A 25683-nucleotide genomic window follows, 5' to 3' on the forward strand; every position below is an offset into this window, starting at 1 on the left:
AAACAGCCTAGATTGATATTCTGTGTGAATTATTTTTGTGGTTTTTTATAATTTTTTACAAAAACATTTCTGTTTTTCGACTTCGGAGGAAGTTTGTCATGTTTTGGTTTCAAACACTTGAAGCTGATGTGGATTCAAGATAAATATGACGCTGAAATTATTGCAGTAGTAGAAAAGTCTGGTTCTTGAAACGCAGGGAGTGTGTTTCAACAGTTTTAGTTACTACGAGATAAATATGCACCACTTTAGGCGGGGAACTTCCTCTTTCACTCCGCCTGAACTGGACAGTAGACAAGGAGCAAGTTGTATATGCTGTCGTACTTTTTACGCCGTTTGGCGTTGGTGATACCAACGTTTCTCGGGATAACTATTCTTATCTTTGCTATCACTCGTTTCGTGCCGGGCGGACCTGTTGAACGCATGTTGTCACAAATGCAGTCTCAAGGGGATGGTGCCGCATCAATGACGTCTGCTGGTGGCAATACCGCCCTTTCTGATGATCAAATCGCAGAGCTAAATGCGTTTTACGGTCTGGATAAGCCAGTGACAGAAGCATATGTGGAGTGGCTAAGTCGCTTGGTCGTGCTAGACCTTGGTGAGTCAACACGTTACTACGAACCTGTCTCTGACATGATTGCAGAGCGTTTACCTGTGTCGTTATTTTATGGCGGCATGACCTTTTTTATCAGTTATTTTATCTCGATCCCTCTTGGTTATTACAAGGCGCTCAAGCACGGCTCTGTGTTTGATTCCGCTTCTTCAATACTCATCTTTGTGGGCTATGCCTTGCCTGGCTATGTGGTGGGTGTATTGCTCATTACGCTATTTAGTTATCACTTGGAATGGTTTCCGATGGGAGGCTTTGTCGGCGATGACTTCGACGATTACGAAACTTTCTTTGAACGCGCCAAGGACATCATGTGGCACGCGGTGTTGCCTTTAATCTGTTACCTCATTGGCGACTTTGCAACACTGACAATGACGATGAAAAACAACCTGATGGAAAACCTTTCTTCAGACTATATCCGTACAGCTATCGCGAAGGGCTTACCTTTCAAAAAGGCGGTTCGTAAGCACGCGTTGCGTAACAGCTTAATCCCAATCGCGAGTCACTTTGGTAACTCTTTGTTGTTCTTCATGACTGGTGCCTTCCTGATTGAAGTTATCTTCAATATTGATGGCATTGGTTTATTGGGTTACGAATCAATCATGGAGCGTGATTACCCTGTTGTTATGGGTATTGTCGCCATTAATGCGCTGTTGCTGCTCATTGGTAACATTATTTCAGATATTTGTGTTGCTTTAGTCGACCCACGTGTGAAGTTTGGAGCGTAACATGATTAAAGTTAGTCCATTAACTCAAAAGAAAATTCGCCACTTTAAAGAGATCAAACGAGGCTATTGGTCGTTTGTCATTCTCTCAATCATGTTGATCCTATCGCTCTTTGCTGAGCTTCTGATTAATAGTAAAGCGCTAGTCGTCAAGTACGATGGTAGCTACTATTTTCCTGTTGTCAGTGATGTCCGTTTAGGCAGTGAATTCGGCCAAGAGTCATCCAGCGAAGCGGATTATCGCGTGCTGCAAAAAGCGTTTGAGGCCGAAGGGGGCGACAACTTTGTTATTTTGCCGCTTGTGCCATGGAACCCATATGAACAAGATTTTAGTGGTGATTTCCCGCCAACAGCGCCTAGTGCCGAAAACAAGCATTATTTAGGTACAGATGTGATAGGTCGCGATATTTTGGCGCGACTTGTCTACGGCTTTAGAACGGCAATGGGATTTGCGTTGCTCACTATGGCAATTTCCTACGCGATTGGTACCGCAGTTGGTTGTGCTATGGGTTTTTGGGGCGGTAAATTTGACTTGTTTGTACAGCGACTTATCGAAATCTGGTCAATGGTACCGTTTTTGTACGTCATTATGATTCTTGTCTCAATCGTTCAACCGACGTTCGCTCTCTTTGTCGCTATTAACGTGCTTTTCACCTGGATGGGTATGACATGGTACATGCGGACCATGACCTATAAGGAAGCGGCGCGAGAATACGTAATGGCGGCACGTGCTTTAGGGGCATCGACGGGACGTATTTTGTTTAATCACATCCTACCGAATACGATGGTAATGATTGTGACATTGGCGCCGTTCACTATTGCAGCAAACATCACTGCGCTGACCGCTTTGGATTATCTAGGTTTAGGTCTGATGCCACCAACGCCAAGTTGGGGGGAACTGCTACAACAAGGTAAATCTAACCTAGACTCGCCATGGATTGTTGCCTCAGTGGTGACGTCAATTGTACTCGTGTTGGTAATGGTGACCTTTATTGGTGAAGCCATTCGAGCGGCCTTCGACCCGAAAAAATTCACACGCTATGTTTAAGCGAGCATTGTGAGCAAAACATAAAAAAGGGAAGTTTTATGAAGAAATTATTTTTAGCGTCCACGCTGAGCGCCCTGAGTTTTGGTGCAATGTCAGCAACGCTTCCGACGGACTTAAACTGGCAAACAAACTGGGATGAGCCTCAATATGGTTCGCCTGAAGCGAAACGTGGAGGGACCTATCGCACCTTCATGTCAAGTTTTCCACAGACGTTACGTAGTGTTGGCCCAGACGCTAATGCGGGGTTGCGTTCCTTTATCTTGGATGAAACCCCTGGATTGGTGGTTCGCCACCCAGACACTTTAGAGTTCATCCCTGAACTTGCTAATGAGTGGGCGTTAGCTGGCGACAATAAAACCGTCTATTTCAAACTCAACCCAGAAGCTAAATGGTCGGACGGCAAGCCTGTGACTGCCGACGATTTTGTATTCATGCTTAAGTTTTATCGTTCTAAGGATATCCTAGAGCCTTGGTACAACGATTATTACAACAAAACCATTGCGGACGTTATTAAGTACGACGCTCATACGTTTGCTGTTAAGGCCGCGAAAGAGTTCAATCCGGAAGAATTGTTGCTAAGAATGGGGGCTTTACGCCCACGTCCCGCACACTTTTATGCCAATCCTTCAAAGGACGAAAATGGTGATGGTATTCACGACAACTTTGTCCGTTACTACAACTTTAAGAGTGAACCAACGACCAGTGCGTACTACCTAGATGATATCAAAAAAGGTAGGAGTGTGACTTTCAAACATGTTGGTGAAGATTGGTGGGGTTACAGCAATAAGTACTACCAAAATCGCTACAATGTCGACAAGATTCGCATCACGGTGATCCGCGATAGCGATATTGCGATGAAGCATTTTGAAAAGGGTAAGTTGGATGCATTTGGTCTGGTTCTGCCAAGTCTATGGCACGATAAATCGAACACAGAACCGTACCAAAAAGGCTACATTCAAAAGTTCTGGGGTTACAACCAATTTCCAGTCGGTGCGGGCGGCGTATGGATGAACACCGCGATGCCTTTACTGGATGATTTAAACGTTCGCAAGGGCATTACTTACGCAATTGATTTTGATGGCATGATTGAGAATATCATGCGTGGTGACTACTCCCGTAAGCCAAATCCGACGGGTTATGGCCATGGTAAATACACCCTACCAGACGCGAAAGCACCGAAATTTGACCCCGCAAAAGCGGCCGAGGCATTCGAAGCCGCAGGCTTTAACAAAATTGGTTCCGATGGTATTCGTGTCAATGATAAAGGTGAGCGTTTAAGCTTCGAGCTGACCTACGGAACACCTGTTCATACTCCTCGTATTGCTTTTTTGCGTGAGCAAGCCAAGCTAGCAGGGTTGGATATTGAGCTCAAGTTGGTTGATGGCTCATCCATGTTCAAATACGTCCGTGAGAAAAAGCACGATTTGGCTTTCTTAGATATGGGTACGTCCGAGATCCCAACGTATTGGGAGTACTTCCATTCAGTCAATGCGAACAAGCCGCAAACTAACTCTTTCACAAACTACAGCACGCCAGAGCTGGATGAAAAGATCATCGAGTATCGTTTTAGCATGGATATGGATAAAAAGATCCAGCTAGGTCATGAGATTCAGCGTGACATCATTGATGCGCACGTTATCGTAACAGGCTACATGATTCCTTATGTCCGCTACGGTCACTGGCGCTGGCTAAAGTTTCCTGATAAGCCAATGAATCGCATGACAGAGGCGTTGTTCAGTGGTGGCATCATAGGGGATGGCACTTACTGGATTGATAGCGATATCAAGAAAGAAACCAAACAAGCGATGAAATCAGGCAAAGCTTTTGAACCTGTCGTCGCCGTAGATGACACTTATAAGCTGTAAGGATTGGTTATGGAAAACGATGTAATCCTAAGTGTTAAAGATCTCGAAGTTGAATTCACCACCGATGATGGACCAGTGAAGGTGCTGCATGGTGTGAACTTTGATGTGAGAGCTGGACGTACACTCGGTCTGGTGGGAGAGTCAGGCAGTGGTAAGAGCGTAACCTCAATGTCGATCATGGGGCTTTTACCTAAGCCATATGGCAACATCATCAAAGGTGAAGTGAATTATCGCGGCACCAACCTAGTTGATTTGCCTGCGGAAGAGATGTACGCCATGCGTGGCGATCGCATTTCGATCATCTTCCAAGATCCGATGACGGCGCTCAATCCAGTACACACTATTGGTCGTCAAATATGTGAAGTGCTTGAACTCCATCGACCAGAGCTCGACAAAAAGGAGCGGGAGGCTTTCTCGATCGAGATGCTGGCAAAAGTCAAAATCCCAATGCCAGAGAAACGATTGAACGAGTATCCCCATAACCTATCTGGCGGTATGCGCCAGCGTGTCATGATCGCGATGGCGTTGGCCTGTAAGCCGGACATTCTGATTTGTGATGAACCGACTACGGCGTTGGATGTTACGGTTCAGGCGTCTATCCTTGAACTGATGAACGAGCTTCAGGAAGAAACGGGCATGGCGATGATCTTCATTACTCACGACCTCGGGGTTGTGGCAGAAGTGTGTGATGATGTTGCCGTGATGTATGGTGGGCGTATTGTCGAAAAAGCAGAAATTTTTGAGTTGTTTGATAACCCGCAGCACCCATATACAGAGCGTTTGATGGGGTTGATGCCGAGCTTAGATAATGAGCCGAAGCAGATGATCGATATCAAGCCTATTGATGCCAGTATGTTTGCCAGTTAACTGGGCAAAGTGAACGAGTCATAAAAGAGGATGTTATGGCAAAAGAAGTATTAAGAATTGAAAATCTTAAGCAGCACTTTGTTTCTGGTAAAGGGCTGTTCAAGAAAGGCTACACCATCAAAGCGGTAGACGGGGTTTCACTGTCTGTTTCTGAAGGTGAAACACTGGGACTAGTTGGTGAGTCAGGTTGTGGTAAAAGCACCCTTGGGCGCACGATCTTAAAGTTATACGAGCCAACGGAAGGTAAGATTTTCTTTGAAGGTAAAGACATCACTAAACTGTCTGTCAAAGAGATGCGATCGCTGCGTAAAGACATGCAAATCGTCTTTCAAGACCCAATGGAATCACTCAATCAGCGTCATACCATCGGTATGATTCTAGAAGAACCGTTTGTTATTCATAAAATCGGTACGCCAGCCGAGCGCAAACAGTGGGTAAAAGAGCTTTTAATCAAGGTGGGTTTGCCAGAAACGGCAGTCAACCGCTATCCACATGAGTTTTCAGGCGGCCAACGTCAGCGTATCGGTATTGCTCGCGCGATTGCATTGAAGCCTAAATTACTGATTTGTGATGAATCGGTATCTGCGCTAGATGTGTCGGTACAGGCACAAATCTTGAACCTATTACTACAACTGCAACAAGAGATGAACTTGGCGATCATCTTTATCTCTCACGATCTCTCTGTGGTGAAACACGTCTCTGACAAAGTTGCCGTGATGTATTTTGGTAAAGTGGTAGAAGCAGGCAACGCGAAAGAAATTTATGCAAACCCGCAAAACGAGTATACCAAGAAACTCCTATCTGCGATTCCGATCACCCACCCTAAATATCGGAAGAAAAAGCGCCTGGCTGAAAAAAAGCAGCAAGTGGCGTAAGTGATGCCACAGGTCCTATAACACAAAAACGCTCCGCCAAATAAGCGGAGCATTTTTATAGGTCTATGTTAGGTCTTGGTGTTGATTGGCGCCTGAGTATTATGATTGATTGAAGATCGTTGCATGCTAAACTCAAGGCCTATCTTATTTGTCTGGATAATGGACCATGCCGTCGAATTTACCGAAATCCTTTAGTCGACCGTTCCTGAAAATCTTCCATATTTTGGAGGCGGTATTACTAGTCTCTATTACCTTGGCGACGTTGTACGCCATGATGCAAGAGTTTGTACACGTATTTGTCGAGAAGCGTGTCTTACTCACGGATATTCTTTTGATGTTTATCTATCTGGAAGTGCTCGCCATGGTGCAGCAGTTCGTGATGAACGGAAAAATTCCGGTACGCTATCCTATCTATATCGCGATGATGGCGATCGCCCGTTATATCACACTCGGAATGAAAGAGCTGGATGCGGTTTTGGTTGTGTGGTTATCTCTGGCAGCGTTTATCTTAGCTGCGGCAACGTTGCTCATCAGAGTCGGGCATCATTATTGGCCCTACGTTGATAACAGAACCTTGGAAAAAGATGAATAAAAGAAAGTCCCGCACTAGCGGGGCTTTTTTGTTTCAATACTCGATGACTTTTAGATCATTCAATGTTTTGGAACTGTCTTTCTGAGCGTGTGTTTTTATTAAAAAAAAACAAAACATTAAGATTTTTATTCATATTTGAAGATTTTTTGAATCAGTTTGGACACTAGAAAACTGCTTGTTAATGCTGGTGGCCTGTTCATGGATAGATACACAGGGGCAATGCCCATGAGGGGTCTAAGACTAAAAATAGAAGTCGACGATGAGTTTAGCGTCAAAACCCCAGAAGGTTACAAAGAGTGGTTTGTGAACGCCATTCACTACTCATAAATGACGTTGTTCAGCCTTTAGTTAGGCCTAGTGCATACGTTTAGCGCGACTTTCGGCGTACGTCACTAGGCGAATGCTGAAAGCTGCGTTTGTAGGCACGAGAAAAACTCGACAGCTGCGAAAACCCGACTTCGGCGGCAAGTTCTGTCATAGGCATATGGCTGTTACGCAGCAAAAACTGTGCTTTTTGCATGCGTCGCTGCATCACGTACTTTTGTGGTGTCACTCCAAACTGCCTTTGGCATAAGCAGTAAAAATGGCTTTCACTGAGGTGCATGGCCTGAGCTAGCTGAGCATTGGTTAACGCCGTTGAGATGTTTTGATCGATATACGTATTCAAATGGCTGGCTTCTAAGCGACGATGCGGGGCTGGTGGTGTGACATTGGATGACATTTGCCCAAGCTGCGTTAAAAATAATGACACGAGCTGGCAGTTTATCTGTGGTGACATTTGGCCCTGACTGACTTTCTGCGCAGCAAAATCCAGCAATATCTGACTTTCTGCACCCAAGTCTAGGAAGTAAGGCTGCTGAAATACCGACTCCTTTAATGACAAGTTACACGCTTGTTCCAGCGCTTGGATGTAAGGGTCAGCCGGCGCTAAGTCGATGACTAATAACTCACTATCTTCACTTAAGCCATTATAAAAATGGGGGGCATTATCGGGCACTATCGCCACTGTGCCATGGCCTATATTTCCACTTTCGCGTTCAAACTCGCACGCCATTGTGCCTCTCCAGCCTAACAATACCTGAGCGTAGCTGTGCAGGTGTTGTCCCTGGCGTCTGGCAATAACATTTCTTCTTATCTGAGTTTGATTCACAGTGAGTTTCCTACTTGTATCCGCGCGCTTAGTTTGCCCAATGTAGCTTTTTCTTTCCCAAAGTTTTTCAGTTCCGGAGTCTGGGTTAAATACCGCAGAGTCTCGGGCAAATGAATGGCGCTATTAATAGATAAAATAACAATATATTAACAAGGAAGGAAGAATGGCATGCAACTTAACCAGCAACAGGTTCGCGACGCACTAGCTTGGCTACCATTGGTCGACGCTTTAAAAGATATTTTTACCCGAGATGTAACGGCGCCTATTCGTCACCATCACACGATGAATGTGCCGCAAGACCCTAGCGCGACCTTGTTATTAATGCCGGCATGGATTGAAGGCGAGTACTTGGGCGTCAAACAGGTGAATGTCTTTCCGGGGAATTCTGCGCGTAATCAACCTGGACTCAGCAGTCACTATTTACTGAGTTGTGGTCAGACAGGGCAAATGCTGGCTCAGATCGATGGCAATGAGCTCACCGCGCGCAGAACTGCGGCGGCCTCGGCACTGGCTTCTCGTTACCTCTCGCGTGAAACGGCCAGCAAAATGTTGATGGTTGGTGCAGGACGCGTTGCACGACGCCTAGTACCAGCTCATATGAGTGTACGTCCAATTGAAACTGTTCATGTGTGGGATATTAATCCGGCTGCGGCAGAGCAATTGGCTACAGAATTGCGTGATGAGGGCGTTGATGCCATTGCATGCTCCGATGAGCAACTGGAAACGGTCGCGCGCGAAGCCGATCTCATTAGCTGTGCCACGCTTTCAACCGAGCCCCTAATTAAAGGTGAGTGGCTGAAGCCGGGCGCGCACTTAGATTTGGTGGGGAGTTTTACGCCGACAATGCGCGAGACCGACAACGAAGCGTTACAGAGAGCGAATGTATTCGTGGATGTGAAGGCGGCGGCACTGGTTGAAACGGGCGAGTTGATCATGCCTATCCGTGACGGAGCGATTACCGAAGAGAAGATTTTAGCGGACTTTTCGGTGTTGTGTCGTGGCCAACATGCAGGACGTGCAGAGCTCGACGAACCAGAAACAGCGATCACGTTGTTTAAATCGGTTGGCGACTCTCGTGAAGATCTGGCGGGCGCGATTCTGGCTTATCAGTCAGTGCAGGGTGCGTAAATCGTAATCAGGCCGACGCATATCTTGGCTTTTCTTTTGCCCTGCTTGCGGCTTTGTTATCCGCTATCAGGCTTTCCATGCGCGCCGCACCTTTTCAGGTGCGGTCCCTCGCGACGTGATTTGGAAAAAGACCTATGACTAAAAAGAACTCAGATTATACGGCGCCGCCACCACTAGGCTTGGCGGTCGTACCGATTATCCTCACCATTGGCTTGTTAGCGACACAGATTTTTTATTATGACGACTTTACTCCACATATTGCGTTAGCGATTGGTTTTGCTATTACCGCGTTAGTTGGCTGGTACCAAGGGCTGCGTTGGCAGGACATCGAATCCGGCGCATTTCGTGTCTTACATGTGGCGATGCCCTCCATTGCAACCCTTATTGTGGTAGGGATGCTGGTAAGTACGTGGATAGCCAGTGGCACCGTGCCAACCCTCATTTATTACGGCTTAGTCTTGATTGAGCCGGAGTGGTTTTTGGCAGCCACCATGCTGTTGTGCTCTTTGGTATCTCTTTCGATTGGTTCGAGTTGGACAACCGTGGGCACGGTCGGCCTGGCGTTGGTTGGAATCGGTTTTGCGTTTGGTATTCCAGCATATTGGACGGCGGGTGCCGTTGTCTCAGGCGCTTTTTTCGGCGACAAGATCTCACCGTTATCGGATACCACTAACCTTGCTGCCGCCGTAACCGAAACCAATGTATTCGCTCATATTCGTAATATGATGCCGACAACCATTCCAGCTATGCTGATCGCTTTGACGCTGTACTCGATTCTTGGTGGTGCAGTGATGGGGGATGCGACCTCTGGCGCTCAACAACAGCTACAACAAATCACCGCGATTCAATCGGGCATGGAGAGTCATTTCTCACTCGGTTTGTTGCCTTTACTGCCGCTCTTGGTGGTGATGCTATTAGCGTTTTACAAAATAGCACCGATCCCAGCCCTGTTTATTGGCTTTGTTCTCGGCGCTGGTGTCGCGGTTCATAATTATGATTACAACCTGAATGACATTCTCACGTTTGCCCACAGTGGATACAAGATAGAAACCGGATCGGACGCGCTGGATAATTTGCTAAATCGCGGTGGCGTTACCTCTATGACTTGGGTGATCACTTTGATGATGTTTGCGTTGGCATTTGGTGGTGCACTGGAGCGAACTGGGTGTTTGGAGTCGGTCGTGAATGCCGTGATGAAGTCGACACGAGGTTTCAAAGGGTTACAAACGAATGCCATTCTTACTTCCGTTGCGACCAACGCCGTGTCGGGTGATGTGTACCTCTCGATTGCTTTACCTGGGCGTATGTTTGGTCCGCAATATGACAAGTTGGGCTATAGCCGACTCAACCTTTCCAGAGCGATTGAAGAAGGCGGAACCTTAGTCTCGCCATTGATCCCTTGGAATGCGGGTGGTGCATTTGTGATGGGAACCTTGGGGCTGATTGTCGCACCAGGCGATTACAGTGCTTTGTTGTATGCTCCGTTGGCGTTTGCTTGTTGGTTATCACCAGCGATTGGCATCTTATACGCCCAGACAGGGTGGTTCTCAAAGCGTGTGGAGCAAGAGGCGACGGCAAGCACAGAGGCTGTCTCACCAGCGAGTAGCAGTACCCATTAAACCGTATCCAATCATTCTTTAGCTAAGCCAGTAGGTAGAACATGACACAATCCACGAAACATACCCCTTTTAACGACAAGCCCACCGTTGCGGTTGTGGGGGCTGGAGTGGTGGGGCTTTGTACCGCCCTAGAAGCACAGCGTCATGGCTTTCAAGTCACTTTGTTTGATAAGGGTTTGCCGGGGGAAGGCGCTTCGTTTGGTAATGCTGGCTATTTAGCAACAGAACTGATTGATCCTTTGGCAACGAAAAAGACACTGGCTGCCGCGCCAAGGATGTGGATGGATCCCAAGGGGCCGTTGGCCCTTCCTTGGAAGTATTTACCTCAAGCCCTACCTTGGTTGGCGCGTTTTGTTCGCTCGGCTTCTTCTGCACGAGTGGAGGTCAGTCGACAAGCGCTCTCCCATCTCAATCAAGCGGCCGTTCCTGCTTGGCAACGCTGCTTGGCTGATATAGGGGCCGAAGAATATCTCGTTCCGTCAGGTTACCTGTTGGTATGGGAGTCAGAAAATAAGTTAGACGAGGCCAAAACGCATGCTGCTTACCTTGCTCAATGGGACATAGAAAGTGTCCTACTGCAAGGCGCACAACTGAGGGAAAAAGAGCCAGAGCTGGCTGAGACTGTCAGTCACGCTCTGTTTTTCCCTAATGCGTGTCGAGTGAAAGATCCTTATTTACTATCGAAGCAACTGTTTGCGGTTTTTCAGGCGCGCGGTGGGGGTTTTGAACAAACAGAAGTGAGTGAAATTCTTCCGCAAGAGAACGCCGTTGGGGTGGTCACAGCGACGAGTCAAAATAAGTTCGAGCACGTGGTGCTTTGCACCGGCGCTTGGGGTAAGCCTCTGTTAGAACAAACAGGGATATCTGTCCCACTTGAAGCGGAACGCGGGTACCACCTGACGATAGAGATTGCCGACATGGAGACGCCGCCACTCCAACATCCGATTGGCTCTGCGGAGCGTAAATTTGTGATGAGCCCTTTGGCGTCTGGTTTAAGGGTGGTTGGGATCACTGAAATAGGTGGCTTGCGTTTACCGGAGTTTGCTCGCAGGTTTAATGTGCTGCGCCATCACAGTAGGCAACTATTGCCACGATTAAACAACCCTGCTCTTAAAGTGAGTGAATGGATGGGACATAGACCGACTCTGGCGGATTCGTTGCCAGTGATAGACCAGCACCCGCGTCATCCACGGTTATTGTTTGCATTTGGGAATCAGCACTTGGGGCTGACTCAAGCCGCCATTAGTGCAGAGTTGGTTATTAGCCTATTGCGCCAAGTGGAGCCTGAGTTTGACGTGAAGCCGTATCGGGTAGACCGATTCTAAGGCCCAAAGACAGCAGACAGTAGCGTGATAAAAACGCACGTCGAACGGAGATCTCACATGTCGATTCACACTGGCACATCATTGATATATTGCCACTTGCCTGCGCCTGATTACTCCCCGCAGATTCGTGGTTGATGATGAACTCCATGGGTGTGTATAGAAGAGCGAAATAAGAAAGCCCTTTTAATTAAGGGCTTTATACATGGGCATGGAACTGGTTGGAGTCTATTCTATATTCTGGATCTGCTCACGCATCTGTTCAATCAGAACTTTCAGTTCAACACCCGATGCGGTGATGTCGGTGCTGATGGATTTCGACGCTAGCGTGTTCGATTCACGGTTGAACTCTTGCATCATGAAATCTAGACGACGACCCACTGCGCCACCTTTTTTCAGAATGTTTGTGGTTTCTTTTACGTGAGAGTCCAAGCGATCGAGCTCTTCAGCAACATCCGATTTTTGCGCTAGCAAAATCAACTCTTGCTCGATACGAGACGGATCCAGTTCCACTTTAGCGTCTTCGAACTTCGAGAATAGTCGCTCACGTTGCCATTCTAAAATTTCTGGCATGCGGGCACGCACTTTTACGACTTCTGCAGAGATGGCGTCTAAACGCTGTTCAATCAGCGCTTTCATGTTCTCGCCTTCACGAGCACGCGCTTCAATAAACTCATCCATTGCGTCATCAAACGCTTCTAGTAGCACTTTATTTACCGCATCCATGTCTTGCTCTGGAGTTTCCATTACCCCCGGCCATTGCATGACTTGAAATGGATTGATTCGGCTCAGTTCACCAGTCATGTGCATGACTTGTTCAGCGGCTTTAATTACCTGGCTAGCAAGCGCTTCGTTGATGCTAAGCTCACCTTTTGCGGCAGGGTTTGCTTCAAAACGCAGATTACATTCCACTTTGCCTCGCGCTAAGCGCTTACGAAAACGCTCGCGTAAAACGGGCTCTAATCCACGAAATTGTTCTGGCATGCGGAAGTATGTTTCTAAATAACGTTGGTTCACGCTGCGGATTTCCCATACCGCAGAACCCCAGTTGCCTTTTACTTCTTTGCGTGCATACGCTGTCATACTGTAAATCATCGAATTTTCCTGTCTTCATTTTTTGAAAATTACTTCAAGAGTGTATCACGCTGCGTCGATAGGTGCGCGGGATGTATGGATTGTTTATGTTGTGCCAGCGGCGTAACCTATGAATCCGGAATCGATTCCGTTATAATCTTCGCCCAACCAAATCGTCTTCTCCTCATATTTAAGGTAGATGCCCATGCGTCCAAACGATCGCAAGGCGGATCAAGTTCGCCCTATCAAAATTACTCGTAACTACACAGCTTACGCTGAAGGGTCAGTGCTAGTTGAGTTCGGTAACACCAAAGTGTTGTGTAATGCGACCGTCGAAGAATCTGTGCCACGTTGGCTAAAAGGTCAAGGTAAAGGCTGGGTTACAGCTGAATACGGCATGCTACCTCGAGCAACACATTCTCGTACTCGTCGTGAAGCAGCAAGTGGAAAGCAAGGCGGCCGTACGATGGAAATTCAGCGTCTTATCGCGCGAAGCCTACGTGCTGTTGTCGATCTAAAAGCCATGGGTGAGTTCATGATCACCGTTGACTGTGACGTTATCCAAGCTGACGGTGGTACCCGTACTGCATCTATCAGCGGCGCAAGTGTTGCAATGGCCGATGCGTTCCAACACCTAGTGGATAGCGGTAAGCTAAAAGCGAATCCAATGAAAGGCCACGTAGCGGCAGTTTCAGTTGGTTTGCTAGGCGATGATGTTCTGTGTGACCTTGAGTACGTTGAAGATTCAGCGGCAGACACAGACATGAACGTTGTAATGACAGAAGAAGGTAAGATGATTGAAATTCAGGGCACCGCAGAAGGTGAACCGTTCAGTCACGAACAGCTGATGGCATTGCTCGAGTCGGCGAAAATCGGCATTACGGAAATTGTCGCAGCGCAGAAGGCGGCGTTAGAAAATTAATGATTTATTTAAATAGCTTCCCCGAAAGGAAGCTATTTTTTTGCATATTACTAGGTCCTAGGACCTGATCCCCACACGAAAAGAAAATTGAGAGAAATCCATGAAAGCATACCAGCGTGAGTTTATTGAGTTTGCACTTGAGAAAGAAGTTCTTAAGTTTGGTGAGTTTACTTTGAAATCTGGCCGTAAAAGCCCGTACTTCTTTAACGCTGGTCTTTTCAATACTGGTCGTGACCTAGCGCGTCTTGGTCGTTTTTACGCAGCAGCGCTTGCAGATTCAGGCATTGAGTTTGATGTGCTGTTTGGCCCGGCGTACAAAGGTATCCCAATTGCGACGACAACAGCAGTCGCGCTGGCGGATCACCACGATATCGACACGCCTTACTGCTTCAACCGTAAAGAAGCGAAAGATCACGGCGAAGGCGGTAACCTTGTAGGCTCTGCGCTTGAAGGTCGAATCATGCTAGTGGATGACGTAATCACAGCAGGTACTGCGATTCGTGAATCGATGGAAATCATTCAAGCAAATGGCGCAGACCTTGCTGGTGTACTGGTTGCTATCGACCGCCAAGAGAAGGGCAAGGGCGAGCTTTCTGCGATTCAAGAAGTTGAGCGTGACTTTGGTTGTGCCGTGATTTCAATTGTAAGTTTGGGTGATCTTGTGACTTACTTAGAAGAGAAAGGTGACGCTGCTGAGCACTTGGAAGCAGTTAAAGCCTATCGCTCGGAATACGGCATTTAATTTGTTATTTTTTCTGAAAAAGTAAAAAGGGCAGATGGATATCCATCTGCCCTTTTTTTGTTTTTGGATTTATCGCCTTGACGACTTACTTATAGCGAATGCCTTTCTCGACATGCTCATCTTGCATGGTTTTGTAGCGTTTATGGAGCCACATCCATTGCTCTGGAGCGCGCAGAATGACCTCTTCCACATACTTGTTCATATAAGCGGCAGCGGCGACTTCGTCTTTTTGTGGATAGTCGGCTTCAATGCACTTATCGGCGATGATGTCGTATTTCCCTTCACCATTGCGAAACCCTGAGCCTGGGATGATCGCACATTTTGAGGTATACGCCAGAATGCTTGTACCAGTTGTCGTACACGCATCGTCTACGGCAAAGAAGGGCACAAATACAGATTTTTTGCGACCGTAATCGTGATCCGGCAGATAGAACAGACGCTCACCACTGCGTAATACACGAATCATCTTTTTCACATCTTTACGATCAATCAGTTTATTACCGTTATGTGTCCGTCCCCAATACTGGATAAAGTTATAAGCAGGATTATTATGCGGACGAAACGCGCCGTACCCGGCCACGCCTAACACGGCGAAAGCACGCGCAGTGATCTCTAGATTAAGAGCGTGGACACAACAAAGTAGGACGCCTTTACCTTCTTTGGCTTTTTCACGCAGTGCGCCGAGATCTTTCTCGACGATAAGTTTTTTAAAGCGCCAAGTCGGCCAGAACCAAGTGATCCCGGTTTCTATGAGTGCCATACCGGTATTTTTGAAGTTCTCTTCAACAATATGTTGAATCTCTTCAGGTGTTTTCTCTGGAAAGGCCAATTCTAAGTTACGTTGAGCAACGTGGACACGCTTTTTACCGTAGCGCATGCCAAGTTTGCCGAGTGAACGACCTAATGAAAGCAGCAGCCGATAAGGAAGAATATTGACGAGGATGGCCAACAGACCAAACCCAAGCCATACGCCCCAGTTACGAGGGTGAAGAAGTGAAAGAGAAAACTCGGGCTGCGTGTATTTGTCTTTACTCATAGTCTTTTACTTTATTTGTGCACTCAAAAGCGCCCAGTACTCGTCAAAGTTTGCAGTCGGCTGGTATTTAAAGTCGCTACGCACAAAGCGGTTTAGGCTACCCTCAACTTGTCCCAGAATTTGCGCGGCTAAGATGCGCTCTTCGACAGGGAAAGACTTCCCTTCACGAATCTTACGTTCACGCAGGATCTGGCGCAATTGTGTTTCTATGCGCTCAAAGAGTTGATTGATGCGTTCACGTAGGCGTTCATTTTCAAACATTAGAGCATGGCCCGACAAAATGCGTGTCAGACCAGGGTTACGTTCAGAGAACGCCAAAATCAGGTGCATCACCATACGAATACGCTCTAGAGTATCTTTTTCGTCGTCTAGAATACGGTTGATACGTGTCATCAAGGCTTCTTCAATGAACTCAATCAACCCTTCGAACATGCGCGCTTTACTTGGGAAATGACGATACAGCGCGGCTTCTGAAACGCCGACTTGCTTGGCCAGTTTTGCCGTAGTAATGCGTGAAGCGCCTTCTGTTGATTCAAGCATTTCTGCCAATGCTTGTAAGATCTCTTCACGACGGTTGGATTTTTTACTGCCGGCCATTAGTTACTTCCTTTCAAAATACAAAGTTGAGCGGAGGGGATTATAAGACGCTATTTCGCCTCAAACTAGACCACTAAGGGTGGAATGGGAGATTTAACACCCTTAGTTGTCATGTTTGTACCAAATTTATGCCAGCTTTTGTGAAAAGTTGGCAGGGTTTTCAAACGTTAGTTACATCAAGTGATGCATTTTTTCGAGAATTTTAAAGCTCAATGCTTCTTTTGATTCTAAAGCAAGCGCAAGTTCACCCTCAGGCCAGTACAGGGTAATCGCGTTGTCGTTGCTGTTAAATCCTTGCCCTGCAACCGAAACGTCATTCGCACAGATCATATCGAGGTTTTTCTTTGTTAACTTGCCTCGAGCATAGGTCTCTACATCATTGGTTTCAGCCGCAAAACCGACGGTAAACGGACGCTTTTCCGTCATTGCTGCTACAGAAGCAACAATATCAGGATTTTTAACCATATTAATGACCATTTCGTCGTTGTCTTCTGTCTTTTTCAACTTTTGAGACGCGATCGTTTGTGGGCGGTAGTCGGCAACAGCAGCGCAGCTAATAAACGCATCATGCTTGTTTGCGTGTGTCATAACGGCTTCGTGCATCTCTTGTGCACTGGAAACATTAATGCGCTCAACACCTACGGGCGTATTTAAACTAACAGGACCGCTCACGAGGGTGACTTTTGCTCCCATCTGCGCTGCGGCGCTCGCCAATGCATAGCCCATTTTCCCGGAGCTATGATTCGTAATGTAACGCACTGGGTCAATCGCTTCGCGAGTTGGGCCAGCGGTGATGAGTATCGACTTACCTTCTAGCAATTTTGGTTGAAAGAACTGTTCACATAGATGCACTAGCTGCATTGGTTCCAGCATTCGACCTGGTCCCACATCACCACAGGCTTGCTCTCCTGCCGCAGGGCCCCAGATGTGCATACCGCGACGCGCTAACGTAGCGATGTTCTCTTGGGTTGCGATATTGCGATACATCTGTTGATTCATCGCAGGAGAAACTGCAACAGGGGAATCCGTCGCGAGCACGAGCGTGGTAAGTAAATCGTTTCCCATGCCTGCGGACATGCGCGCGATTAAGTCCGCGGTCGCTGGCGCTAATAGCACTAAATCTGCCCACTTGGCCAATTCAATATGGCCCATAGAGGCTTCCGCTGCTGGGTCTAATAAACTGTCCGAGACAGGACGGCCCGAAACGGCTTGCATGGTTAAAGGGGTAATGAACTCTTTTGCTGCTTTCGTCATTACAACTTGAACTTGCGCTCCTCTCTCTATGAGGCGACGGGTTAGCTCCGCACATTTATACGCGGCAATACCGCCACTGATGCCGAGTAGAATTTTCTTTCCTGCTAGTGTTTGCATGTGAGATCTCCAATTTGATGACCGGATTTTAACACAATTCAAAGTCTGACCGCCCGAGCATATATAACGAGAAGATAATTCACATCAAACTCCAGAGTATTAATCTGACCGAGGAAGGGAAAATTCTCGCCTACCTCACAGACAAGTTGCGCGGAGTTTGCAAGTCTGAAAAGAAAAAGAGGTACTGGAAACCATGGTGTTGAAAAGTCGAAACAAGTTGCTGCTGATAACCCTAATTCCGTTGTTGTTGATCACTACGTTGATCTCAGTGGTGTATTACATCAACAGCAGTAAAAGTTTGGAAGCGGAGCTGGCAAGAGACAGGCAAGAGCTCATCGAAACGAAGAAGAAAGAGCTACAAGCCTACATGATGATGGGTGTGACGGCGATAAAACCGTTATACGACACGGATGTAAATGGAAGTAATAAAGAGGCAGCAAAAGAAATTCTGAAAGCCATGCGCTTTGAAAGCGATGGTTACTTTTTTGCCTACGACTCTCAAGGTGTGAATACGTTACATGCCATCAAACCTTCTTTAGAGGGTAAAAACCTTTACGACTTAAAAGATGAAAATGGGGTCGCAGTTATCGCGGGCTTGATTGATGCTTCTCAAAAAGGGGATGGGTTCCTCTATTTCTCGTGGCACAAACCGACCATTGACGCACAAGCGCCTAAGCTAGGCTATGCAGAATATTTATCGAAATGGGACTGGGTTTTAGGCACTGGTGTTTATATTGATGACATCGACCAGCAAGTTGCGATGCACAGAGAGTTAAAGACTCAAGAGCTAAAAGAGCATACGTTATCTGCCGTGTTGATTTCCGTTGTTGGGTTGATCATTACCAGTGTTCTCACCAGTATCGTGGTGTCGAAAGGCATTCAGCCATTACAACATGTCGCGGCGTCATTGAAAGATGTAGCCGCAGGCGGCGGTGACTTAACGGCTCGTTTAAAAGTCGAAAGTCAGGATGAAGTCGGTGAAGTGGCGGCCGCGTTTAATGAGTTTATGGATAAGCTGCACCCACTGATGCAGGATATCCACCGCTCTGCGACGACAGTACAGACCGTTTCTCAAAGCCTGAACACTCAGACCAGCCAAGCGAGCGGTCAAATGCAGGATCACTGTTTAGAGACGGACAAAGTCGTGACGGCAGTGACACAAATGAGTATGACAGCCAAAGAAGTAGCCAGCAATACCAATGCGACCGCGCAGGCGATTGAGGATGCCAACAGTCAAGTTACCGAAGCTCAGCGTGAAGTGGAACAAGCAATTGAAGGCATTACCGAGCTAGTGAGGGAGATAGACAGTACGTCAGATGCAATTTCTGAGTTGAGTTTACAAACCGAAAAAATAACCAAAGTGCTGGATGTGATTGGCGAGATAGCCGAGCAAACGAATTTGTTGGCCCTAAATGCGGCGATTGAAGCGGCTAGAGCCGGTGAGCAAGGCCGAGGATTTGCCGTCGTTGCGGATGAAGTTCGCTCGCTAGCCAGTCGTACGCAAAATAGTACTCATGAAATTGGTGACATGCTTAAGCAGCTACAAAATGGTGTATCAAGAGCGGTCAGTACGATGTCGGTGAGCCAAAAACGAGGTGTAAAAACGGCGGAAGAATCGGCGCTCATTCAGCAATCTCTTTCTAGTGTTCATCATTCTATCGGAACAATTCGAGATATGGGTATTCAAACCGCGTCTGCTGCCGAAGAGCAAAGTGCGGTTGCAGAAGACATCAACCAAAACTTAGTGGCTATTCAACAGATCGTGAACAACATTAATGAGACGTTGCAGCATGCCGAGTCAATCAGCACGCAGCTATCACAATCTGGAACAGAAATTCACGGCTTGGTTGGCAACTTTAAACTCTGATGAACTGTTAAGTTGCATTGAAAGCACTGATGGTACGAAGAAAGCGAAAGTCATACTCGACTTTCGCTTTTTGTTTTGTGGAATAGGGGCACTTTCCATATAAAGAGACATCAGATGATACTGAAAGCTATGCCAACTGAGTCCATGCCCAGAGAGAAGTTGTTGCAACGAGGACCGCAAGCATTGACCGATGCTGAGCTACTGGCCATCTTCTTGCGCACAGGCACCCGCGGAATGAACGTGATTGAGCTTGCAGACTTCCTTATTCAAGACTTTGGTTCGCTCAGACAACTATTTTCAGCATCAGAGCAAGAGTTTTGTCGTCACAAAGGATTGGGGCAAGCCAAGTATGTTCAGTTGCAAGCGGTACTAGAAATGACGCAACGCTACTTGGCGGAGACGCTAAAGCGTGGTGATGCCTTAACCAGTCCCGACCAAACTAAGTTATATCTGTCTTCTATTTTAAGGGATCGGCAAAGAGAGGCTTTTTATATTCTTTTTCTCGATAACCAGCACCGAGTGATAAAAGATGAAATTTTATTTGAAGGAACGTTGGATGCCGCGTCGGTTTATCCGAGAGAAGTCGTCAAGCGAGCTCTGCATCATAATGCGGCGGCTTTGATTTTGGCGCACAATCATCCTTCAGGCGTTGCTGAGCCGAGCCAAGCTGACAGAAGGATTACAAGGCGTCTCACCGACGCATTAGCATTGGTGGATATTCGTATTTTGGACCATTTCGTCATCGGAGATGGGGAAAGTGTCTCTTTTGCTGAAAGAGGCTGGATATAACTGTGCGTTTTTTAGGTTGTTAGTTGCTAAAAATCTGCTATCATCCACGCCACTAAATTTTTAACTGAATTCAGCTTGGACTGCTAAAAAAATCTGCTGTCTAAAAAAAGATCACGAAAACCTGTAAAAAGGATCTGTTCGGGTCTTGAGCAATGCATATCAAGTTAGTATAATGCGCGACCTTTGATAGCCTTGTATGGATTTTCCATAGCGGTTCTTAACCTCTAACTTCTTTTCGAGAGATAGAGAGGTTCGGCCACCAAGGTTGATATCGAGCTGAAACGATTTTGGAGAAGACATTCATGTCACGAGTATGCCAAGTAACTGGTAAGCGTCCAGTAACGGGTAACAACCGTTCACACGCACGAAATGCTACTAAGCGTCGTTTTCTGCCGAACCTACAAACTCATCGTTTCTGGGTAGAGAGCGAAAAACGTTTTGTTAAACTACGTCTATCTGCTAAAGGTATGCGCATCATCGACAAGAAAGGTATTGATACTGTTCTTGCAGACATGCGTGCACGTGGCGAAAACGTTTAAGAGGAAATAAGCAATGGCAAAGAAAGGCGTTCGTGAGAAAATCCGTCTAGTATCTTCTGCAGGTACAGGCCACTTCTACACAACTGATAAGAACAAGCGTAATATGCCAGGCAAATTTGAGATCAAAAAGTTTGATCCAGTAGTTCGCCAGCACGTTATGTACAAAGAAGCAAAAATCAAATAATTGGTTTCAGTCTCTTTGATGAATTGAAAAACCCAACTTTCGAGTTGGGTTTTTTATTACCTGAATAAAAAAGTGCTGAAAAAGTGTTCAGTACGTTATCGGGTAATAAAGCACTGCTGAAGTCATTTTATCGGTCCGACGCTACACTAGAATTTTTGATTTATCGCTCTCTGCCGCTTAGTTACCACTTCCCTACACACTTGCACACCGTTGTTCTAGTCAAGCTCAATACTCTTTGGTAGTTTACTCATAACTATAAGAGAGTAGAGATGGTTATGCGTGTGAGTCCGGCTCGTCGCCGCCGATGGAACAATATTCTTATTCTGGGCATTATCGCGTTTATAGTGATCTTAAATGCGCCGATGTGGATCAAAACTTACCTATTAACAGACCAAGCAGACCCCTACCCAAATGTACTTCGCTCCGATTATACGGTGGAGTCTTTGTACTATAGTGGCTGGGAGTTCGAACTGCATGATGGACGGTGGCAATCTAACGTCAAAGTCGATGCACCGATCAGTGAACTTGTATCACGCTGGCAATCATTGGAAGGGACCGAGCTTACCTCGGAACAGTTAGATCATTTAAAACCTAACCTGACGGCACCTGAAACGGTAGAAGTCTGGTATCAAGATCTCGAAGAGCCGCAGCGGGTGACTTTCTTTCGTTTACCTGATTTCTGGCTATTTAAAACCTGGCAAGACAAATGGGTCGCTATCTCCGTCGATGAAAACTACCTTATGCCAGAGTAAAGCCTTTTTGCGTCTATACCCCTAGTAAGCTTCTCTATTTATCGTTTTTCTTTTCGATTATGCTAGCAGCGAGAACTATTAGCCGGTGAATTGGAGAATCTAATGCCTGAGTTGCCAGAAGTAGAAGTCAGTCGTATGGGGATTAGCCCCCACATGGTTGGACAAACGATCCAGTCGTTTACTTTTCGAACGCCTAAATTGCGCTGGGATATTCCTATAGAGCTTAAAAAATTGGAAGGGCAGGTGATCCGTGCGATTAGCCGTCGTGCGAAATACTTACTGATCGAGACAAACACAGGTACAGCCATTGTTCACTTGGGCATGTCTGGGTCTTTACGTGTCCTAGATGCCGACTTTCCGCCAGCAAAGCACGATCATGTGGATCTCAAACTAAGTAGTGGAAAAATACTACGTTATAACGATCCGCGTCGTTTTGGGGCATGGTTGTGGTGTGCTCCTGGCGAGTCACATGCTGTACTAGCAAACATGGGGCCTGAGCCTTTAACTGAAGAGTTCAACGCGGAGTATGTAGCGGAGAAAGCTAAAAATAAGCGTGTTGCTGTCAAGCAGTTCATCATGGACAACAAAGTCGTGGTTGGTGTCGGGAACATCTACGCGAATGAGTCGTTGTTTAAATCTCGAATTCACCCTTCAAGGCCCGCAGGTAAGCTGACTTCTCAAGAGTGGGGGGTACTTGTTGAAAATATCAAAATGACACTTGAGATTGCCATTACGCAAGGTGGGACTACGCTGAAAGACTTTGCGCAAGCCGATGGAAAGCCGGGTTACTTCGCACAAGAGTTATTAGTTTACGGAAAAGCCGGAGAGCCATGCCCAGAATGCGGCGAACGACTTCAAGAGCTAAAAATAGGGCAGCGTAATACCTTCTTTTGTAGTGAGTGTCAGAAGTAAGTCGAGCTATTATCTAGCTTAAGTTGTTGTAATCTTGCGCTCGAGCCTCAATAATTCAATCAGTTTCGAATAACTTAGTAAATTATATGAAAGTCATTTATCCGGGCACTTTTGATCCAGTGACTAATGGTCATCTCAATCTAATAGAACGCACTCACGAAATGTTTGATGAGGTTGTGATTGGCGTAGCCGCAAGCCCATCGAAGAACACCATGTTTTCATTGGAAGAGCGCGTTGCACTGATGCAGGACGTTGTAGCGCATTTACCTGGTGTGACGGTAAAGGGGTTCTCCGGGTTATTAGTGGATTTCGCGAGAGATGAGCAAGCTAAGGTTCTTATTCGTGGTTTGCGAACAACGGTAGACTTTGAATACGAGTTTGGACTGACCAACATGTACCGAAAGCTATTACCAGGTATCGAAAGTGTATTTTTGACACCTGAAGAAGAGTTTGCGTTTCTATCGTCGACTATCGTGAGAGAAGTGGCCATTCATGGCGGAAGTATCGATCAGTTCGTTCCCAAGCCAGTAGCCATCGCGATTGGGGAAAAACTGAATGAAAGACAGTAAATTCCCTTATTATTTCTCAAACGCTCTCTCGATACTTATCCCTCGTTTTGTATATCGAGCACAAGCAAAGCGTTTACTTTCGAATTTAACTGAAGCCGAGAAGCAACTCTGCCTTGAGCGGGTGAACTATTACAACAAGTGTGAAACGCCGTTTTCAGTCGATAGCCGAGAACAAAGTTACGCGACTGTCGATACATTCAAAAAAACGAAAGGTTGGACGTATTTTTTCGATCTTCGCCAAGTTGTACGCTATTTCCCTTCCAGTTTTGCGTTTAACTACATCAACGGTGATGTTACACACATTCCCAATGTACCGAGCTTTATAAAAAGCCGCCCTATTTTTGGTAGCAACCAAAATTCAGTGGTATTGAAACTCAACCAAGTTCGTCATTTTAAATTTGTTGATGATCCTATTCGCTATCAAGATAAAAAGGACATGGTCGCTTGGCGTGGTGTGGGTTTTCAGCCTCATCGTCAAAAGGTGATTCATGCGTTCTACAACCATCCGCAATGCAACATTGGCCAGACCCGCCCGGTAGAAGGGCAGCCTTGGGAAAAAGGCTTTATGAGCATTGAGGAGCAACTTCAATACAAGTTCTTGTTGTGTATAGAAGGCAATGATGTGGCCACCAACCTTAAGTGGGCTATGTCGTCTAACTCCTTGGTTATTATGTCAAAGCCAAAATATGAGACTTGGTTTATGGAAGGTAAGTTAGAGGCTGGTGTCCACTATGTTGAAGTGAAGGATGACTATTCGGATTTGCCCGAAAAGATGGACTATTATCTAGCGAATGAGCAAGAAGCATTAGCGATCATTGAAAATGCGCACCAGTGGGTTGAGCAGTTCAAAGATAAACGTAAAGAGCGTTTGATCTCATTGATGGTTGCCGATAAGTACTTCGCTTTATCTCAGCAAAAATAAAAAAGGGGCGTTTCGCCCCTTTTTTATAATCTTAAGCTTCTAGAAATTGTTCAACACCATTCTCACAGCGTTTAAGCTTGTTTTTAATGGTGTTCTCTAAAATCTCGTCATTTTGTCCGAGTGACGCACGAGAGTTTTCTACGTGGTACAAGTGGTAGCCTACACCTGCGAATTTTAGGTAAAGACGTGACTTACCCGCATTCAACATGCGATGAACAAACTCGCTGTCTTCGCGTCCCCATCCAACAAAATCTTGGTTGAAGCCATTCACCTCGATGACATCTTGTCGCCAAAACGCCATGTTGCAACCGCGAGTGGCTTTATCGTTATTGCGCTCGTAAGAGAACCATTTCGATAGCAAAGCGTTGGTGATGCAGTTTTTACGATTGCGAATGCCTTTGCTGAAGATAGAAGGTACTAAGCCGTTTTCCATGATGGCCTTGCTGCAGTTTTCATCCGTTAACACACGTCCACCCTGTACAAACCAATTTGGCTTTGCGACTTGCTTATGTGATTCAATAAACGTTTGAGACAATACCATGTCGCCATCAATCATGATGAGGTAGTCACCTGATGCTTTTGCGATAGCACGGTTGCGGCTCATTGAAAGTTGAAAGCCATTATCTTCGTGCCAGCTATGAATAAGTGGTACTGGAAAGCCGTCACGCAGTTGGTCGATCATTGCTTTGGTATCGTCTCGAGAACCGTCATCTGCAACGATGACTTCATCAGGCAAAACGGTTTGACGTTTCACGCTTTCTAACACCGCTTTTAATGCTTCTTTCCAGTTGTAAGTGGTGATAATTAAAGTCGTTTTCATGATTTTTTTGCCTGTTCACGTAAGTAGAGGTCGATATATTTTACAAAAGTAGAGTGCATGCTTAGCCAAGCTAGAATGAAGCCATGCTTGCCATCAAGGAAGCCTCGTTTGAGCACATACATCTTCAAAAAGCTAGCAAGAGCGTGAACGATAGCGGTCGTTAAACCCGCTTTCTTTTTACCTTCACGTTCATCCGTCCAGGCCTTGAGGTAGCCAGTGGTTTTATTGATGTAATGATGAAGGTGCTCGTAAGTGTAGTGATGCAGTCGACCATCCAGTTTTTCAATTTGATAGTTTTTCTCATCAACTTTTTCATGAACGAGCGAATCATTATATTGCGTATATTCGGTGCGATATAAGCGCACAATCCAGTCTGGAGACCAACCAGAATGGTAGATGAACTTACCAAACGCTGAGCTTAGTCGGTTAAGCTTGTATAAAACGTTCGGCTTATTGGCTGATACCGCGTGTAAGATACTTTCTTTTAGCTCTGGAGTGACTTGTTCGTCTGCATCAAGCCATAAAACGTAGTCTGCCGTAACGTATTGCTGCGCAAGTTGGCGCTGTTTACCGAATCCTGGCCAATCTAGGTTGGTGTAAAACTTATCTGTGTATTGTCGGGCGATTTCTTCGGTACGATCAGTGCTGCCCGAATCTAGAAGGACAATCTCATCGACCCAATCTTTTACTGTGTCTAGACAAGCTTGTAAGTGCTTCTCTTCATTTTTTACAATTAAGGCAACGGCTAAGGTTGGTTTGGACAAGGTCATTTCCTTCTTAACAAATCAA

General features: G+C 46.2%; 26 protein-coding genes and 1 pseudogene. 20 read left to right on the top strand and 7 right to left on the bottom strand.

From position 1 onward, the window contains the following. Positions 1-309 precede the first annotated feature (309 nt). The 7 genes and pseudogenes from J8Z23_RS00825 to J8Z23_RS00855 all read left to right on the top strand — a co-directional run. Positions 310-1335 (top strand): ABC transporter permease subunit, encoded by a 1026-nt coding sequence (locus J8Z23_RS00825; protein WP_005394935.1) that lies wholly within the window; start codon positions 310-312, stop codon positions 1333-1335. 1 nt (position 1336) lies between these two features. After that, positions 1337-2380 (top strand): ABC transporter permease, encoded by a 1044-nt coding sequence (locus J8Z23_RS00830; protein WP_006741815.1) that lies wholly within the window; start codon positions 1337-1339, stop codon positions 2378-2380. Positions 2381-2418: 38 nt separating this feature from the next. Then, positions 2419-4245 carry an extracellular solute-binding protein gene (locus tag J8Z23_RS00835; protein ID WP_258652350.1) on the top strand — a complete coding sequence of 609 codons (1827 nt, stop codon included), beginning with the start codon at positions 2419-2421 and terminating at the stop codon, positions 4243-4245. A gap of 9 nt (positions 4246-4254) precedes the next feature. Further along, on the top strand, positions 4255-5112 hold the full coding sequence (locus J8Z23_RS00840) for an ABC transporter ATP-binding protein (protein WP_005394932.1): 858 nt from the start codon (positions 4255-4257) through the stop codon (positions 5110-5112). A 35-nt stretch (positions 5113-5147) separates the two neighbouring features. Continuing rightward, the gene (locus tag J8Z23_RS00845; protein WP_434634477.1) at positions 5148-5987 is read left to right on the top strand and encodes an ABC transporter ATP-binding protein; all 840 of its coding nucleotides are present in this window, start codon (positions 5148-5150) and stop codon (positions 5985-5987) included. Positions 5988-6153: 166 nt separating this feature from the next. Next, positions 6154-6579, top strand: coding sequence for a phosphate-starvation-inducible protein PsiE (locus J8Z23_RS00850; RefSeq protein WP_012841209.1), 426 nt, complete (start codon positions 6154-6156; stop codon positions 6577-6579). Between the two features lie 240 nt (positions 6580-6819). After that, positions 6820-6906, top strand: a pseudogene (locus J8Z23_RS00855) (transcription elongation factor GreB); the annotation flags it as partial. Between the two features lie 40 nt (positions 6907-6946). On the opposite strand, the gene J8Z23_RS00860 reads toward J8Z23_RS00855, so the two are convergent. Beyond that, entirely contained in the window at positions 6947-7729 is a 783-nt protein-coding gene (locus J8Z23_RS00860; RefSeq protein ID WP_301659442.1) for an AraC family transcriptional regulator, read from the bottom strand. Between the two features lie 168 nt (positions 7730-7897). Between J8Z23_RS00860 and J8Z23_RS00865 the strand changes: the two genes are divergently transcribed. The 3 genes from J8Z23_RS00865 to J8Z23_RS00875 all read left to right on the top strand — a co-directional run bounded on the left by J8Z23_RS00865 (position 7898) and on the right by J8Z23_RS00875 (position 11801). Further along, complete coding sequence (locus tag J8Z23_RS00865) at positions 7898-8857, top strand: ornithine cyclodeaminase family protein (protein ID WP_109168689.1); 960 nt, start codon at positions 7898-7900, stop codon at positions 8855-8857. A 134-nt stretch (positions 8858-8991) separates the two neighbouring features. Next, positions 8992-10476 (top strand): Na+/H+ antiporter NhaC, encoded by a 1485-nt coding sequence (nhaC, locus tag J8Z23_RS00870; RefSeq protein ID WP_301659443.1) that lies wholly within the window; start codon positions 8992-8994, stop codon positions 10474-10476. 41 nt (positions 10477-10517) lie between these two features. Next, positions 10518-11801: an NAD(P)/FAD-dependent oxidoreductase gene (locus J8Z23_RS00875; RefSeq protein ID WP_301659444.1), complete on the top strand. Its 1284-nt coding sequence runs from the start codon at positions 10518-10520 to the stop codon at positions 11799-11801. A gap of 225 nt (positions 11802-12026) precedes the next feature. On the opposite strand, the gene J8Z23_RS00880 is transcribed toward J8Z23_RS00875, so the two are convergent. After that, positions 12027-12893 carry a YicC/YloC family endoribonuclease gene (locus J8Z23_RS00880; protein ID WP_301659458.1) on the bottom strand — a complete coding sequence of 289 codons (867 nt, stop codon included), beginning with the start codon at positions 12891-12893 and terminating at the stop codon, positions 12027-12029. Between the two features lie 184 nt (positions 12894-13077). Here J8Z23_RS00880 and rph point away from each other — a divergent pair, with 184 nt between their 5' ends. Then, the gene (rph, locus tag J8Z23_RS00885) at positions 13078-13794 is read left to right on the top strand and encodes a ribonuclease PH (RefSeq protein ID WP_046874111.1); all 717 of its coding nucleotides are present in this window, start codon (positions 13078-13080) and stop codon (positions 13792-13794) included. 100 nt (positions 13795-13894) lie between these two features. Further along, positions 13895-14536, top strand: coding sequence for an orotate phosphoribosyltransferase (pyrE, locus tag J8Z23_RS00890; protein ID WP_005395770.1), 642 nt, complete (start codon positions 13895-13897; stop codon positions 14534-14536). 85 nt (positions 14537-14621) lie between these two features. Here pyrE and J8Z23_RS00895 read toward each other — a convergent pair whose 3' ends face one another. From J8Z23_RS00895 to coaBC, 3 genes are all read right to left on the bottom strand, one after another. Beyond that, entirely contained in the window at positions 14622-15572 is a 951-nt protein-coding gene (locus J8Z23_RS00895; protein WP_046874110.1) for a Kdo(2)-lipid IV(A) acyltransferase, read from the bottom strand. Positions 15573-15578: 6 nt separating this feature from the next. After that, the gene (gene slmA, locus J8Z23_RS00900) at positions 15579-16169 is read right to left on the bottom strand and encodes a nucleoid occlusion factor SlmA (RefSeq protein ID WP_005395778.1); all 591 of its coding nucleotides are present in this window, start codon (positions 16167-16169) and stop codon (positions 15579-15581) included. Between the two features lie 171 nt (positions 16170-16340). Continuing rightward, positions 16341-17540, bottom strand: a complete 1200-nt coding sequence (coaBC, locus tag J8Z23_RS00905) for a bifunctional phosphopantothenoylcysteine decarboxylase/phosphopantothenate--cysteine ligase CoaBC (RefSeq protein ID WP_065646539.1) — start codon at positions 17538-17540, stop codon at positions 16341-16343. A gap of 193 nt (positions 17541-17733) precedes the next feature. Here coaBC and J8Z23_RS00910 point away from each other — a divergent pair, with 193 nt between their 5' ends. The 8 genes from J8Z23_RS00910 (at position 17734) to J8Z23_RS00945 (ending at position 24074) form a co-directional block, all read left to right on the top strand. Then, on the top strand, positions 17734-19407 hold the full coding sequence (locus J8Z23_RS00910; protein ID WP_193448034.1) for a methyl-accepting chemotaxis protein: 1674 nt from the start codon (positions 17734-17736) through the stop codon (positions 19405-19407). Between the two features lie 114 nt (positions 19408-19521). After that, complete coding sequence (gene radC, locus J8Z23_RS00915; RefSeq protein ID WP_005395784.1) at positions 19522-20196, top strand: RadC family protein; 675 nt, start codon at positions 19522-19524, stop codon at positions 20194-20196. 302 nt (positions 20197-20498) lie between these two features. Beyond that, on the top strand, positions 20499-20735 hold the full coding sequence (gene rpmB / locus J8Z23_RS00920; RefSeq protein ID WP_005384783.1) for a 50S ribosomal protein L28: 237 nt from the start codon (positions 20499-20501) through the stop codon (positions 20733-20735). Between the two features lie 13 nt (positions 20736-20748). Continuing rightward, positions 20749-20919, top strand: coding sequence for a 50S ribosomal protein L33 (gene rpmG / locus J8Z23_RS00925; protein ID WP_004410866.1), 171 nt, complete (start codon positions 20749-20751; stop codon positions 20917-20919). Positions 20920-21194: 275 nt separating this feature from the next. After that, entirely contained in the window at positions 21195-21671 is a 477-nt protein-coding gene (locus tag J8Z23_RS00930) for a hypothetical protein (RefSeq protein WP_048624646.1), read from the top strand. Positions 21672-21773: 102 nt separating this feature from the next. After that, positions 21774-22583 carry a bifunctional DNA-formamidopyrimidine glycosylase/DNA-(apurinic or apyrimidinic site) lyase gene (gene mutM / locus J8Z23_RS00935; protein WP_257897116.1) on the top strand — a complete coding sequence of 270 codons (810 nt, stop codon included), beginning with the start codon at positions 21774-21776 and terminating at the stop codon, positions 22581-22583. Positions 22584-22669: 86 nt separating this feature from the next. Beyond that, entirely contained in the window at positions 22670-23152 is a 483-nt protein-coding gene (coaD, locus tag J8Z23_RS00940; protein ID WP_005395788.1) for a pantetheine-phosphate adenylyltransferase, read from the top strand. Continuing rightward, the gene (locus J8Z23_RS00945; RefSeq protein WP_434634490.1) at positions 23139-24074 is read left to right on the top strand and encodes a glycosyl transferase family 90; all 936 of its coding nucleotides are present in this window, start codon (positions 23139-23141) and stop codon (positions 24072-24074) included. The genes coaD and J8Z23_RS00945 overlap by 14 nt, the downstream gene beginning before the upstream one ends. A gap of 31 nt (positions 24075-24105) precedes the next feature. Here J8Z23_RS00945 and J8Z23_RS00950 read toward each other — a convergent pair whose 3' ends face one another. Together J8Z23_RS00950 and J8Z23_RS00955 are read right to left on the bottom strand one after the other, a co-directional pair. Further along, on the bottom strand, positions 24106-24894 hold the full coding sequence (locus tag J8Z23_RS00950; RefSeq protein ID WP_150916117.1) for a glycosyltransferase family 2 protein: 789 nt from the start codon (positions 24892-24894) through the stop codon (positions 24106-24108). Next, positions 24891-25658 (bottom strand): glycosyltransferase family 2 protein, encoded by a 768-nt coding sequence (locus tag J8Z23_RS00955; RefSeq protein WP_434634494.1) that lies wholly within the window; start codon positions 25656-25658, stop codon positions 24891-24893. Before J8Z23_RS00955 ends, J8Z23_RS00950 begins: the two co-directional genes overlap by 4 nt. Between the last annotated feature and the right edge of the window lie 25 nt (positions 25659-25683).

This window comes from Vibrio sp. SCSIO 43086 (assembly GCF_051132235.1).
Lineage (GTDB): Bacteria > Pseudomonadota > Gammaproteobacteria > Enterobacterales > Vibrionaceae > Vibrio > Vibrio diabolicus.